Origin of the sequence: Microbacterium sp. STF-2 (assembly GCF_034650155.1) — a bacterium.
In the GTDB taxonomy this organism is placed as follows: Bacteria; Actinomycetota; Actinomycetes; order Actinomycetales; family Microbacteriaceae; genus Microbacterium; species Microbacterium maritypicum_A.
In genome coordinates this window covers 2,108,847-2,122,701 of record NZ_JARKMW010000001.1, presented here as the reverse complement: position 1 = coordinate 2,122,701, position 13,855 = coordinate 2,108,847, and the positions used below count along the sequence as shown (strand labels likewise).

8 protein-coding genes are annotated in these 13,855 nt (G+C 68.9%); 3 read left to right on the top strand and 5 right to left on the bottom strand.

Annotated features, from left to right (window positions below):
• Nucleotides 1–22: 22 nt before the first annotated feature.
• Genes MicroSTF_RS10230 through MicroSTF_RS10215 form a run of 4 tightly spaced genes read right to left on the bottom strand, consistent with a single transcriptional unit; the run spans nucleotide 23 to nucleotide 6,413 of the window.
• Nucleotides 23–3,253: a GH92 family glycosyl hydrolase gene (locus MicroSTF_RS10230; protein ID WP_322955356.1), complete on the bottom strand. Its 3,231-nt coding sequence runs from the start codon at nucleotides 3,251–3,253 to the stop codon at nucleotides 23–25.
• Entirely contained in the window at nucleotides 3,250–4,185 is a 936-nt protein-coding gene (locus MicroSTF_RS10225; RefSeq protein ID WP_322955354.1) for a carbohydrate ABC transporter permease, read from the bottom strand. The genes MicroSTF_RS10230 and MicroSTF_RS10225 overlap by 4 nt, the downstream gene beginning before the upstream one ends.
• On the bottom strand, nucleotides 4,182–5,108 hold the full coding sequence (locus MicroSTF_RS10220; RefSeq protein WP_021201716.1) for a carbohydrate ABC transporter permease: 927 nt from the start codon (nucleotides 5,106–5,108) through the stop codon (nucleotides 4,182–4,184). The genes MicroSTF_RS10225 and MicroSTF_RS10220 overlap by 4 nt, the downstream gene beginning before the upstream one ends.
• Nucleotides 5,109–5,111: 3 nt before the next feature.
• Nucleotides 5,112–6,413: an ABC transporter substrate-binding protein gene (locus MicroSTF_RS10215; RefSeq protein ID WP_021201717.1), complete on the bottom strand. Its 1,302-nt coding sequence runs from the start codon at nucleotides 6,411–6,413 to the stop codon at nucleotides 5,112–5,114.
• Between the two features lie 231 nt (nucleotides 6,414–6,644).
• Here MicroSTF_RS10215 and MicroSTF_RS10210 point away from each other — a divergent pair, with 231 nt between their 5' ends.
• Nucleotides 6,645–7,955, top strand: coding sequence for a glycoside hydrolase 5 family protein (locus MicroSTF_RS10210; protein ID WP_167255274.1), 1,311 nt, complete (start codon nucleotides 6,645–6,647; stop codon nucleotides 7,953–7,955).
• A gap of 7 nt (nucleotides 7,956–7,962) precedes the next feature.
• Here MicroSTF_RS10210 and MicroSTF_RS10205 read toward each other — a convergent pair whose 3' ends face one another.
• Complete coding sequence (locus MicroSTF_RS10205; protein WP_021201719.1) at nucleotides 7,963–8,994, bottom strand: LacI family DNA-binding transcriptional regulator; 1,032 nt, start codon at nucleotides 8,992–8,994, stop codon at nucleotides 7,963–7,965.
• 159 nt (nucleotides 8,995–9,153) lie between these two features.
• On the opposite strand from MicroSTF_RS10205, the gene MicroSTF_RS10200 reads away from it, so the two are divergent.
• Together MicroSTF_RS10200 and MicroSTF_RS10195 are read left to right on the top strand one after the other, a co-directional pair.
• Nucleotides 9,154–10,743 (top strand): family 20 glycosylhydrolase, encoded by a 1,590-nt coding sequence (locus MicroSTF_RS10200; RefSeq protein ID WP_322955349.1) that lies wholly within the window; start codon nucleotides 9,154–9,156, stop codon nucleotides 10,741–10,743.
• Nucleotides 10,736–13,756 (top strand): alpha-mannosidase, encoded by a 3,021-nt coding sequence (locus MicroSTF_RS10195; protein WP_322955347.1) that lies wholly within the window; start codon nucleotides 10,736–10,738, stop codon nucleotides 13,754–13,756. The genes MicroSTF_RS10200 and MicroSTF_RS10195 overlap by 8 nt, the downstream gene beginning before the upstream one ends.
• Nucleotides 13,757–13,855 lie beyond the last annotated feature (99 nt).

The following is a 13,855-nucleotide window of genomic DNA, read 5'->3' as shown; positions in this document are numbered from 1 at the left end:
GGCGACGTGCCGTCTCGAGTGCTCAATCCAGATCGAACACCTCGAGCTGACGGATCGTGACCTCGGCCTCCGCACGCACGCGGAGCGCCGGGGTCACGACCCGGTCGGTGAGCGTGAACGGCGTCGTGCGATCGCGAAGCAGAGCCTCCTGATGCGTCGTCGTCACGGGAGTCCAGTTCTCGTCCGCTCCCAGGATCTCCCAGCACAGTGCAGACGAGTTCGAGGCGGCCGTCGTCGTCACACTGAGGTCGCTGACGCCGCGCGGCTCGGGGAACCGCCACCCGACCCATTCCCCGGCGCGGAGGGTGACGCCGGGATCCCCCGCCGGATCCCCGTCGTCGAAGACGCGCTCGGGGTGCGCGAGCGCCACGGAGGAGATGACCTCGCCCCCGGTCGAAGTCAGGTCCGCGCGCCAGGGTTCGGGGGTGTCGCGCGGAGTCGGCTCGCCGGTCTCGAGCGCGCACACGGGGTCGTCACCGAAGACCAGGTCGAGCACGGCGTCGCCGGCGAGAGCGTCGATCGGCAGCGTGGCCGACGCCATGGGAGACCCGTCGAGTCGCGCCTCCTGCAGCACGTGGGCCGAGGGGGAGGAGCGTCGGGACCGGATGCGCAGGGTCGAGCCGTCGCCGCGATCCACGCGGATGTCGTCGAAGAGCGGTGATCCGATCCGCAGATGTCCGGAGGCGAGCTCGAGCGGGTACAGCCCGAGCGCCGCCCACAGCCACCACGCGCTCATCTCGCCGTTGTCCTCGTCGCCGGGGAAACCCTGGCCGATGTGCCCGCCGGCGAACAGCCGTCCGGCGAGCTCGTTCACGAGGGGCGCCGACCGCCACGGGCGATCGCTGAACGCGTACATGAAGGGGATGTGGTGAGCGGGCTGGTTCGAGATCGCGCACATCCCGGAACGCAGCGCCCTCGCCTCGCGTTGCTCGTGGATGACGGTGCCGTACGCGCCGCCGAACCGTTCGTCCGCGGTCTCCGGCTCCGCGAAGAGGGCGTCGAGGTGGCGGCCGAAGCCCGCTGGACCCCCGTAGAGCTCGGCGATGCCTGCTCCGTCGTGCACGGCCCCGACCGACATGCCCCAGGCATTCGTCTCGACGTTGTCTCCGCCCCAGGATCGCGGATCGAATCCGGGGGTGCGCGCACCGCTGTCGTCCCTTCCCCGGAAGAACCCCGTGCCCTCGTCGAACAGTGTGCGATACGACCGGGATCGATTCGCGAAGTACCGGGCGAAGGATCGATAGCGTGCTGATTCCGATCCGGAATCGACGTCGGAAGCCCGCTGCGCGGCGAAGCGGCCGAGTGCGGCATCGCTCACCGCGTTCTCGATGCTCCAGCTCATGCCCTCCGGTACGTCCGAGGAGATGTACCCCGTGAATCGGCCCCTCGCGATGCCCTTGCGACCGCGGCGTGCGTCCGGCCCCGGCTCGCAGGCATTCCGCCATCCGCTCTCGAACGCGCCGACCCGGTCGAACTCCACGCCCCAGCGGGCCGCGTCGGCGAAGATCTGGTCGCTCGAGGTGCCGACCATGCTGTCGACGTACCCCGGCGCGCTCCATCTCGCCATCCACCCTCCGCGGCGATACTGCTCGAGCTGGCCGTCGAGCAGCGTCCCGGCGAGCCCCGGATCGAGCAGGGCGAGCGCCGGCCACTCCGTGCGATAGGTGTCCCAGTACCCGTTGTTCACGACGAGCTTCCCGTCGACGGCCGGTGCCTCCTCGCCGGAGGGGTGTCGTGCGGCGAACACATCGGCGAACCGCCAGGCGGGCGTCTCCGGGGTGCCCACGTTCTCGGCCGCGCTGTTGGGGTACAGGTGCATGCGGTGCAACGCCCCGGCGATCCGGGAGCGATGCTCTTCGTCGGCGAGCGTGCGATAGGGAAGGTCGGCGTCGGGCAGCGGCGGGATCGTCACGCGCGACAGCAGCCGATTCCACGAGGCGGCACCGGCGTCGCGCAGTTCCTCGTAGGCGACCGAGGGCGGTGCCTCGGTCTGCAGAGCATGCCGGGCCTGCGCCACGGAGAGGAAGGAGAGGCCGATCCGCACTTCGAGCGACCCACGTCCACCGACGGAGCCGGCGACCGCACCGCGTCCGTCGTCATCGAGCGGGCCCTGCGCGAGCGCCGGACCGTCCCCATTAGCGTCATCGCCGGGATGCCGCACCGCTCCCGCGAAGTAGCACCGGGGCGCATTCCCCCACTCCTCGGATCCCTCCGGGATCCACCCCTCGAATCCTCCGGCGTCCGTCCAGGCGAGGTGGCCGTCGTCGGTGAGCTGGTCGATGACGAAGCCGACCGGGGCATCGGGGTCTGCGCTGTGCACGCGGAAGACGGCCCCGTGTGCGGTCGCGGTCATCTCGACGCGCAGGCCGTCGCCGAGCTCCGCCGCGTACTCGTGCGGTCGCGCGCGCTCGGAACCGTGAGTGATCCAGCGGCGGCGGCCGGCGCGGTGCGAGGTGGGCGTGCCGAGGAACGGCATCAGCTGCAGCACGGAACGATCGCCGATCCAGGGGCTCGGCTGATGGGAGAACTGCAGGGCTTCGAGACGACGCCCCTGCGGGTCGTCGTGCACGAAGGGGCGGTAGGGCCAGCGGGAGTCTTCCGCATCGGTCGACGGCGTGACGAACGTGAATCCGTGGGGGAGGGCGACCGCCGGGATGGTGTTGCCGCGCGAGAACCGCGGGCCGGAGTGCGAGCCGCGTCGGGTGTCGACGCGTTCGACGGGGGCGACGTCGGCCGGCGTCGGCGTCTTCTGCTCGACCTCGACCTGCACGTAGCCCGTGCATCGGGCGGGGAGGTCCGCGGCGTGGGGAAGCGAAACGGTGCCGAGCACGAGCTCGACCACACCGCGGCGGCCCGCCGAAGGGGCGAGCGAGACGGTGTCGGCGTTCCACTGCTCGGGCAGGCTCCATCGGGCGTCGAACTGTGCGTGCGCCGTGACAGGGAAGTCGTAGCGGTCGCGCACGGCGGCGACATCGCTCAGTCGCGTGCCGTCGGCGAGGCGCACGTCGACCGTCACGGCGAGGGCCGCGTGCGGGGCCAGGGTCGCATCGGGACCGTCGGCGTAGAACGCCCAGTGCAGCACGGTGTCCGGGGTGATCTCGAGATCGTCGAACCCCGGGACGTCGATCCGCTGCTCGCCGGCGGAGGGGTCGAACACGAAGGCGTGCACCGGGCTCGACAGCACACCCGATCGGGGACGGGACGACGGGGGATCTGCCGGCCCGTCCGCCGGCGTGAGATGCACGGCGCTCACCCCTTGATCGCGCCCTCCTGCACGCCCTTGAAGAAGAACCGCTGCGTGAACGAGAACATGATGACGATCGGCACGAGAGCGATCATGGTGCCGGCCGCGATCAGGCGCGGGTCGACCGAGAAGCTGCTGTTCAGGTAGGCCATCCCGACCGTCAGCGTGTACTTCGACGGGTCGGACAGCACGATCAGCGGCCAGAGGTAGTCGTCCCAGGCGCCGATGAAGGCGAAGATCGCGACCACCGAGACCATGCCGCGGATGTTCGGCCACACGATGTGCCGGATGCGCTGCCAGGTCGTCGCACCGTCGACGGTCGCCGCATCCAGCACGTCCTTCGGGATCATGCGGCAGGCGGTGGCGATCAACAGCACGTTCATCGCGCTGATCGCGCCGGGGAGGAAGACGCCCCAGAGGGTGTCGGCCAGGCCCAGGGCGCGGATCGTGAGGAAGTTGCTCGTCACCGTGACCTCGCCGGGGAAGAGCAGCGTCGAGAGCAGGATCCCCATGACGATCCACTTGCCGCGGAACCGCATGCAGCCCAGCGCGTAGCCCGCGAAGGTGGCCAGGACCACGTTGCTGATGACCGTGCCGACCGAGACGAGCAGCGAGTGCCAGGCGTACAGGTACACCGGGACGATGTCGGCGACCCTGGTGTAGTTCTGCAGGGTCGGCTCGCGCGGGATGAGCTCGGGCGGGAAGGAGTAGATGTTCTCCTGGGCGCCCTTGAACGAGGTCGACAGCTGCCAGAGGAACGGCCCGATGACGATCACGAGGACGAAGAGGAGGAGCGCGTATCGGCCGATCAGCCCGCCGAGGGTCGGCCTGCTGAAGTCGCCGGAGCCGCGGCGGCGGAACATGCGCTCGCGGGTCGGTGCAGCCGACTCCTCGGAGGCGCGGACGTCTTCTGCTGAACGGGGCGACGTGAGCGTGCTCATGCGGAGACCTTCGCCTTCTTCTCGCGATTCATGACGGCGATCGCGACGAGCGGGATGAGGGTGAGCAGGAACAGCGCCACGCTGATGGCGGAGGCGTACCCGATGTTCCCGTTGAGGCCGGATCCCACCTGACGGATGAGCATCACGAGCGACATGTCGTATCCGCCGGGACCGCCCGTGCTCTTGGACAGCACGTCGAGCTCGGCGAAGACCCTCATCGCCGACACAGCGATGAGCACCGAGATGAGCAGCATCGCGCCGCGCACGGAGGGGATGGTGACGGAGAGGAACCGGCGGAACGAGCCGGCGCCGTCGAGCATCGCGGCCTCGTGCAGCTCCTTGCCGACGTTCCCGAGCGCCGCGAGGTACACGACCATGTAGTAGCCCAGGCCCTTCCAGACCGTGAGCAGGATCGCGCAGCCGAGCAGCAGCCACCGGTCGACGAGGAACGCCATCGGCTTGTCGATCAGCCCGAGGAACTCGAGCGTCTGGTTGATGATGCCACGGCTGTCGAACAGCCAGGTCCAGATCAGGGCGACCACGACCACCGAGGCGATCACGGGGAAGTAGAACGTGGTGCGGAAGAACGAGATGCCGGGGAGCTTCTTCTGCACGAGCAGCGCCAGCAGCAGCGGGAGGATCGTGAGCAGCGGCACGCACACGACCACGTAGATGAGGCACGTCGTCAGGGCGTTCCAGAACATCTCGTCGCCGAACATGCGCTCGTAGTTCGCCCCGCCCACGAACTCGGGGTTCCGCAGCGGCCGGGCATCGGTGAAGCTGAGGAAGACCGTGTTCAGGAAGGGCCAGAGCGCGAACACCAGCACCCAGGCGACGGCGGGCCCGAGGAGCAGCCAGGGTGTGAACCACCGATGGGTTCTCATCGTCTTCCTGCCGGCCCGGATGCCGGTGTTCGCACGCATGGCTTACTTGTCCACGCGGTTGGCGTTGGCGTACTCGACGATCTTGTCGAGCTGGGCCTTGGAGTCCGCCTCGCCGTTGACGGCGAGGGCGATCTGCTGGGTCATGTAGGTGGCCATGTCGGAGGTCCACTGGAACGGCAGCGCCTTGGCGTCCTTCATCGCGCCGAAGACGGTATCGATCGCCGAGAGCTGCTTCTCGTCGGTGACGGTGGAGGCGATGTTGTCGACGACCTCGTCGCCGCCTTCGGCGGTGCCGGGGGCGGTGCCGACGGCGAGCGACGAGAAGGCCACCTGGTTCTCCTGGTTCGTCGCGAACTCCGCGAATGCGAGTGCGGCTTCCTTGTTGTCGGAGTCGGCCGAGACGTTGAGGCCCTGCACGTACAGGGGCGCGATACCGAGCCGCGGCGTGGCCACCGTGCTCGCGAGCAGTGCCGGTGCGTCCTTCTGCAGATCGGTCGTGAAACCGGTGCCGCCGGTCGTGAAGGCGACCTTCTCCTGGATGTACGCCTCCGCATTCCCGCCGTAGTCGCCGGTCAACGCCTCGGCGGGCATCGCGCCCGCCGCGTACGCGTCGGCGTACTTGTCGATGATCGCGGCGGCCTCGTCGGTGTTGAAGTCGAACTCGCCCTTGTCGTTGATGACCTCCATGCCGGCGGCAGTGAAGGTGTCCAGCGCCGGGATGGAGGAGAGGAGCTGCACCTTTCCGCCGGACTCCGTCGCCACATCCTTCGCGAGCGTGAGGAGTTCGTCGACGGTGGTCGGGAGGTTCTCCTGGGTGACGCCGAAGGGAGCGAGCTGGGCGAGGTTCCACCAGGACGCGTCGCTGGAGAGGTACCACGGCAGCCCGTAGGTGCCTTCCATGCCGGGGTACTGGCTGTAGGCCTCCCAGGCGCCGGTGTTGTAGCCCGACTTCAGGTCGGGATCGGCGGTCTCCAGGTCGACCAGTTTGCCCGCCGCCACCAGCGGGTAGGCGATGTCGGGCGGGAGGTTCAGCACGTCCGGAAGAGTGTCGGCGTTCGCCTGGCTCAGGATCTTGTCCTGGTAGCCGTCGCCCGGCTGGTCGAGCCACTCGACGGTGACGTCGGGGTGCTCCTTCTCGAAGGCATCGATCAGGTCTTCGAAATAGGGAGTGAACTTCTCGTTCTTGAGCGACCATGTCTGGAACTGGATCGTGCCGCTGAGCTCGCCCGAGGTGTCGATGGGGCCCGAGGCGCCGGAAGAGCCCCCGCCTCCCGTGCAACTCGTCAGCGCCAGAACGCCGATGCTGAATGCTGCCAGAGCGACAATGCGTGTGGGAACTTTCATCGTGCTTCTTCCTCGAGGCGGGCGAATCCGCGTGACGTCCGGATCAGCGGCCTGCGCACACCGTGGACTACAACGCTTTAGCAGATGAAACCATCCGATCCCCTCCCTGTCAAGACGGTCCGACGACGGAATACCGGTGACCGGCATCGCAGGGTGGATCACCTGTTTCTCAAGCGTTATAGTGGTGCGAAATCCGCCCTCGCCGAAGGGCATGTCCGAAAGGCCTGACACATGACGCAGCGCGGCGCCCTCGATGCTCCTCTGAGGTTCGGGGCGAACTACACGCCGTCGAAGAACTGGATGCACTCCTGGCTCGACTTCACCCCCGACGACGTGCGCCGCGACTTCTCGGCCCTCGCCGAGCTCGGCCTCGACCATGTCCGCGTCTTCCCGCTGTGGACCGTGCTGCAGCCGAACCGCACTCTCATCCGCGAGAAGGCGATCGACGATGTGCGCGCCGTCGTCGACATCGCCGGCGAGTTCGGCATGGACGCCAGTATCGACGTTGTCCAGGGGCACCTGTCGAGCTTCGACTTCGTGCCGTCGTGGCTGTACACGTGGCACGACAAGAACATGTTCACCGATCCGCGGGCGCTCGAAGGCCAGGTCGCGCTCGTCGACCGGCTCGCCCGGGGTCTGCGCGACGCTCCGAACTTCCTCGGGCTGACGCTCGGCAACGAGACGAACCAGTTCTCCGCGCACACGCATCCCTCTCCCTGGCCGGTCACGCAGGACGAGGCCGGCGGCTGGATCTCGGCCCTGCTGCAGGCGGCGGAGACCGCGGCCCCCGGGCTCCCGCACGTCCACAGCGAGTACGACGCCGTCTGGTACATGGACGGCCATGGCTTCACCCCGGCGCATGCCTCGCGGCTGGGGGCGATGACCACGATCCACTCCTGGATCTTCAACGGCACCGCGCAGCGCTACGGTGGCCGTTCCGTCGCTTCCGATCGCCATGCCGAGTACCTGATCGAGCTCTCCCGCGCCTTCGCGACCGACCCCGACCGCGTCGTATGGCTGCAGGAGGTCGGGGCGCCCTCGAACTGCCTCGCCGATGACGAGATGCCGGATTTCCTGGAGGCGACGGTGCGCTCCGCCGTGCGCACCGAGAATCTGTGGGGCATCACGTGGTGGTGCTCGCATGACGTGAGCCGTGACCTCGGCGACTTCCCCGAGTTGGAGTACACCCTCGGTCTGATCGGTCAGGACGGTGCGGCGAAGCCCATCGGCCGCCGGCTCGCCGAGATCATCCCCGAGCTGCGGCAACGGGTCGCGGCGCCCGCGAGAGACACCGCGATCGTCGTGGACGTCGACGAGCGCGAGGTTCCCGTGAGCCGGGCGGCGCTGAGCCCCGGCGGAGCGGTGTTCCAGGCCTGGGTCGACGCGTGTGCCGCCGGCCTCGATCCCGCACTGATCACGTCCCGTGACGCGCTCGATCCCACTGCGCTCGATGCGCGGGGGATCCGCCGACTCATCCGTCCCGATGCATCGGCCGATGTCGTCGACCCCTACGGATCGGTCAACACCGTCGTTCCGAGCTGAGGGCGGCTCACCCGAGGCGGGAGGGCGGGGCCGTGCTCTCGCGCGCGGTGAGCACGGGTGTCGGACCCTCGACGCTGGGCAGGTTGGCTCCCGCCTCGATCTGCTGCAGCAGGAGAGTGGCGGCGCGTTCGCCGAGCTCGAAGGTGTCGCGCGTCATCGCCGTGATCGAGGGGTTGATCAGACCGGCGATCACCGAGTCGTCGAAGGAGGCGAGCGAGACGTCGCGCGGAACCGCGCGTCCCATCTCCTGCGCGACGCGCAGGCCGGCGACGGCCATCACGTCGTTGTCGTAGACGATCGCCGTCGGTCGCTGCCGTCCCGACAGCAGCGCCCGCGTCACGGCAGAGGCGCGGGCGGGAGAGAAGTCGGTCGTGATGACCTCGCCCTCGAGGCCGTCGACGGTCATGCGCTCGAGCACTTCGGCGCGCAGTCGCGTGTGCTCGAGTTCGGCCGGACCGGCCACGTAGGCGATGCGGGCGTGGCCGAGGGCGGCGAGGTAGGAGAAGAGGGTCTCGGCGACCGTGTCGTCGCCGATCCAGACGCTCGGCACCGAGCCTTCGGGGGAGGGCTCGGACCCGATCATGACGGCGCGCGCGTCGAGCGCCTCGATGCGTCCGATGCGCGGGTCGTCGTCGCGGGGGTCGATGAAGATGAAGCCGTCGACCTGGTTGGAGGAGCGCCACTGGCGGTGCACCTCCATCTCCTCCGCGATGTCGGCGACCAGTCGCAGCTGCAGGCTCACCTTGCTCTCCGACAGCCGCGACTCGATGCCCGCGATCAGGTCGGTGAAGAAGGCCTCGGAGCCGAGGGAGCGGGCGGGGCGGGCGAGGGCGAATCCGACCGTGTTCGCGCGGGCCCCGACGAGGGCCCGCGCCGCGGAGCTCGGCTGCCAGCCGTTCTCCTCGACGATCGTGAGGATGCGATGCCTGGTCTCGTCGCTCACGCCGGGGCGGCCGTTCAGCGCGAACGACACCGCACCGGGGGAGACCCCCGCCATGCGCGCGATATCGGCGATCGTCACGCGTTTCGCCGGGCTCATAGTCCCTCACCCTACTTGATCGGTTTAGCCTCGGGAAAGAAGCGCCGACGTGCCTTAGACTCTTCGACTAGATCGCTTTAGTACACCAGATAGCATCAGTCGCAGCGCATCACCAGCAGACCCGAATCAGCCCTCACCGTCGAGCCCGGAGATCCACCCATGCATGACGACACGTCGCTCGCCGAGGTGGGCACTCGTCCGCAGTCGGCAAGAGGCGAGGAGATCGCGCGATGGCTGGCGATCCCGCAGCCGACGACCGTCGCGCTCAGGGTCGGGGTCTGGCGCCCGTCATCCGTACGGGTCATCGCTGAGGAGCCCGCGTACGCGCGGGAGGCGGAACGGCTGTCGGGCGAGCTCGCAGCCCTCGGCATCCCGAGCGGCGAGGCCGCGGTGATTCGGCTGCGGCGCGGGGACGCCGACGGCGCCGGCGACACGGCCGGCGACAGCGAGTCGTTCGAGATCGACGTCGACGCCGACATCGACGTGCGGGCGGCCGGAGCCGCCGGAGCGTTCCGGGCGACGCGACAGCTGCTGCACAACCTGCGCGCGCAGGGGCGGGTGCCGAAGGGGCGGGTGTCATCGGTCCCTGTGGTGGCGGAACGGGGCTTCCACCTCGACGCCGCCCGCCGCTACTTTCCTGCCTCGTGGATCATCGCACTGCTGCACGCGCTCGCCGACGTCGGGATCACGACGTTCCAGTGGCACGTCTCCGACAACGAGGGTTTCCGCATCGGGTCGACAGCCTTCCCCGAGATCGTCTCCTCCGCGCACGTCACCCGCGCGGAGGCAGCGGCCGTGGCGGACGCGGCCGCTGACCTGCACATCGACCTCGTGCCCTCGCTCGACATGCCAGGGCACCTCCGCCACGCCCTCTCCGTGCACCCGGAGCATCGGCTGCCGGCAGCTGGCGGACCGTGCACCGACCACGCGCTCGACATCACCCGTGCCGAGTCCATCGACTTCGCGTCGGCGCTGATCGACGACGTCGCCGCCGTGTTCCCGCACAGCACGAACTGGCACCTCGGCGGAGACGAGTTCGTCGACTTCGCCCGCATCGACGAGTACCCCGCGCTCGCAGAAGCGGCACGAGAGCGGCATGGGCCATCCGGCACGGGTTTCGACCTGCTGACGGGTTTCGTGAACGAGATCGCCGTGCATCTCCGTGCGAAGGGGCTCGCCCCCCGGGTCTGGAACGACGGGATGCTGCGTAGTGGAGAAGTCGTCCTCGATCACGACATCGTGCTGACCTGGTGGACGAACTGGCATGCGCAGATGCCGTCCCTCGGGGTGGGCATCGAAGCCGGCAATCCGCTGGTGAACTTCCACGATGCGCTGTTCTACTACGTCCTCGGAGAGAAGGCGGGCTACCTCTACCCGACGAGCGAGCGCATCTGGGAAGCCGACTGGCATCCCGGGCTGTTTCCGTCTCTTCCTGGCGGGGCGCGGCAGGAGATCCGGCCGCCCTATCCGCAGCGGCTCCTCGGAGCGTCGTTCTCGGTCTGGTCGGACGATGCCGCAGCGCAGACGCCGGTCGAGGTCGCAGACGGCATCCGTCGACCACTTCGCGCCATGGCCGAGCGCGCCTGGAACGGAGGGAGCTCGCTCTCGCACGACGACTTCTGCGCGATCGATGCGGCGATTGGTGTCCCGACTGCCGTCACCACGACCGCATCCACCAGCCACACGACCGCCACCAGCCACACGACCGCCACCACCCACCTTCGAGCCCGGAGATCCACCCATGCATGACGACACCTCGCTCACCGTCGGCCGCGTCAAGCGCGTACTCGAAGAGCGCATCCGCCCGGCGATCCACTCGGCCTCCGTGCCGTTGGACGTCGAGATCCATGAGCTGCCCGGCGAGCCGATCGCGCCCGCGGAGGGACTCGCCCTCGACTACGCGCCCGGCGCTGTCGGCGCTCCCTGGGGTCCCGCGTGGGGCACCACCTGGTTCAAGCTCACCGGTCGGGTGCCGTCCGAATGGGCGGGGCGGCGTGTCGAAGCTCTCATCGACCTCGGCTTCGACGTGAACATGACCGGTTTCCAATGCGAGGCCCTGGCCTATCGCCCGGGTGGCGCGGACGGCGACCCGATTCCCGTGAAGAGCATCAATCCGCGCAACCAGTGGGTTCCGATCGCCGAGACGGCTGCGGGAGATGAGCCCGTCGAGCTGTACCTCGAGGCTGCGTCCAACCCGGTGCTCCTCGACTACCACCCCTTCCTGCCCACGCAGGAGGGCGACATCCTCACCTCCTCGAAGGAGCCGCTCTACCGCGCGCGGCGGATGGACCTTGCCGTGTTCGAGCAGGAGGTCTTCGACCTGTCCCTCGACCTCGAGGTGCTGTTCGAGCTGCAGGCCGAGCTGCCGGCGACGTCGCCCCGCCGCATGCGCATCCTGCAGGCCATGGACGATGCCCTCGACGTGCTCGATCTGCAGCACATCGTGCAGACCGCTCCCGACGCCCGCGCCCGCCTCGCCGAGGTGCTGGCCGCTCGGGCCGAGGCGAGTGCGCACCGCATCTCGGCCGTCGGGCACGCGCACATCGACTCGGCCTGGCTGTGGCCGGTGCGCGAGACGATCCGAAAGGTCGCACGCACGACCTCGTCGATGACGACGCTCATCGACGAGCAGCCCGAGTTCCAGTACGGCATGTCCAGCGCGCAGCAGTACGCCTGGATCAAGGAGCACCGCCCCGAGGTGTGGGAGCGGGTCAAGGCCGCTGTCGCCTCCGGGCGATTCCTGCCGCTGGGCGGCATGTGGGTCGAGTCGGACACCGTGATGCCGACCGGCGAATCGCTCGTGCGGCAGTTCTCGCACGGGCAGCGGTTCTTCGAGCGCGAGTTCGGCATCCGCTCGAAGGGGGTCTGGCTGCCGGACAGCTTCGGCTACTCGCCCGCCCTGCCGCAGCTGATGCGCCGTGCCGGTTTCGAGTGGTTCTTCACGCAGAAGATCTCGTGGAACCAGCAGAACGTCTTCCCGCACCACTCGTTCCTCTGGGAGGGCATCGACGGCTCGCAGGTGTTCACGCACTTCCCATCCATGGACACGTACAACTCGCAGCTGAGCGGCATGGAGGTCGCGAAGGCGTCGCGCCAGTTCAAGGAGAACCGCCTCAGCTCGCGGTCGATCGCTCCGGTCGGCTGGGGCGACGGCGGCGGTGGCACCACCCGGGAGATGACAGGCAAGGCCGAGCGCCTGCGCGACCTCGAGGGCAGTGCGCAGGTGGTGTGGGAGCACCCGGACGTCTTCTTCGACGCGGCGAAGGCGGAGCTGCCGAATCCGGCCGTGTGGGTCGGCGAACTGTACCTCGAGCTGCACCGCGGCACGCTCACCAGCCAGCACGCCACGAAAGCGCTGCACCGTTGGGCCGAGCACGCGCTGATCGAGGCCGAGCTGTGGGCCGCGACCGATGCCGTGCGCACCGGCGCCGACTACCCGCAGGCCGAGTTCGACCGGTTGTGGCAGGCCGTGCTGCTGCACGAGTTCCACGACATCCTGCCCGGCACCTCGATCGCGTGGGTGCACCGCGAGGCCGTCGCGGTGCTGTCGGATGTGCTGTCGGACGCGCGCGACATCGCCGATGCCGCCCGCCGCTCGCTCGCCGGCGACGGTGATCGCGCACTGCGCTTCGAGCCGACGTCCGTCGGGTATGCCACGAAGGGCGGCCGCGCGCTCGGGGCGGCGTTCGTCGCCGAGCCCACGGCAGCACCGGTGTCGCTCACGGAAGAGGACGGCGGCTGGCGCCTGGAGAACGAGCTCGTGTCGGTGCTCGTCTCGGCCGAGGGACTCATCGTCTCGGCGGTCGACAAGGCCTCCGGGCGTGACGCCGTCGCGCCGGGTAAGGCCGCGAACCTGTTCCAGCTGCACCAGGACTTCCCGAACATGTGGGACGCGTGGGACATCGATCGGTACTACCGCAACAGCGTCGACGACCTCACCGGGGTCTCGTCGATCGAGGCCTCGGTCGTGAACGGCGTCGCGCAGATCGTGGTCGTCCGTGCGTTCTCGGAGTCGACGATCACTCAGACGATGCTCCTGGCTCCGGATTCGCGCACCGTGCTGCTGCGCAACGAGGTCGACTGGCACGAGACCGAGAAGCTGCTCAAGCTCGCCTTCCCGCTCGACATCCAGGCCGCGCACACCGAGGCCGAGACCCAGTTCGGGTTCCAGTCGCGCGTGACGCACACCAACACCAGCTGGGAGGCCGCGAAGTTCGAGACGTCGATGCACCGTTTCGTGCTGGTGCGCGAGCAGGACTTCGGCGCCGCCCTCGTGAACGACTCGATCTACGGCTACGACACGTCGCGCGAGGTCTCGGACGATGCCGTGACCACGACGGTGCGGCTCTCGCTGCTGCGGGCGCCGCGGTTCCCCGACCCCGACACCGACCACGGCGTCCACGAGATCGAGGTCGGCTTCGTGATCGGTGCGGATGCCGCGATCGCCACGGCCGAGGGCATCCGGATCAACACCCTCCCGTCGATCGTGTGCGGTGAGCGGGAGGTCGAGCCGCTCGTCTCCGTACAGGGCGAGGGGATCGTCGTGTCGGCCGTCAAGCTGGCGGACGACGGCTCGGGTGATGTGATCGTGCGTGTGTACGAGGCGCTCGGCCGTCGCGCGGTCGGTGAGCTGTCGGTCGGGTTCGCGCACCGAGAGGTGCGCGAGGTGAGTCTGATCGAGGACGACATCGACGAGGCGCGGATCGGTGGCGAGCTGCGGCTGCGCCCGTTCGAGGTGCGGACCATGCGCATCACGCGCTGAGTGAAGTGTGATCAGGCGGAAGCGCGGGATCAGGCGGAATGTCCGCGCACGTGCCTGATCTCGCGTGCCTGCCGGTTGTGGGGACCGGTGCCCGGGAGG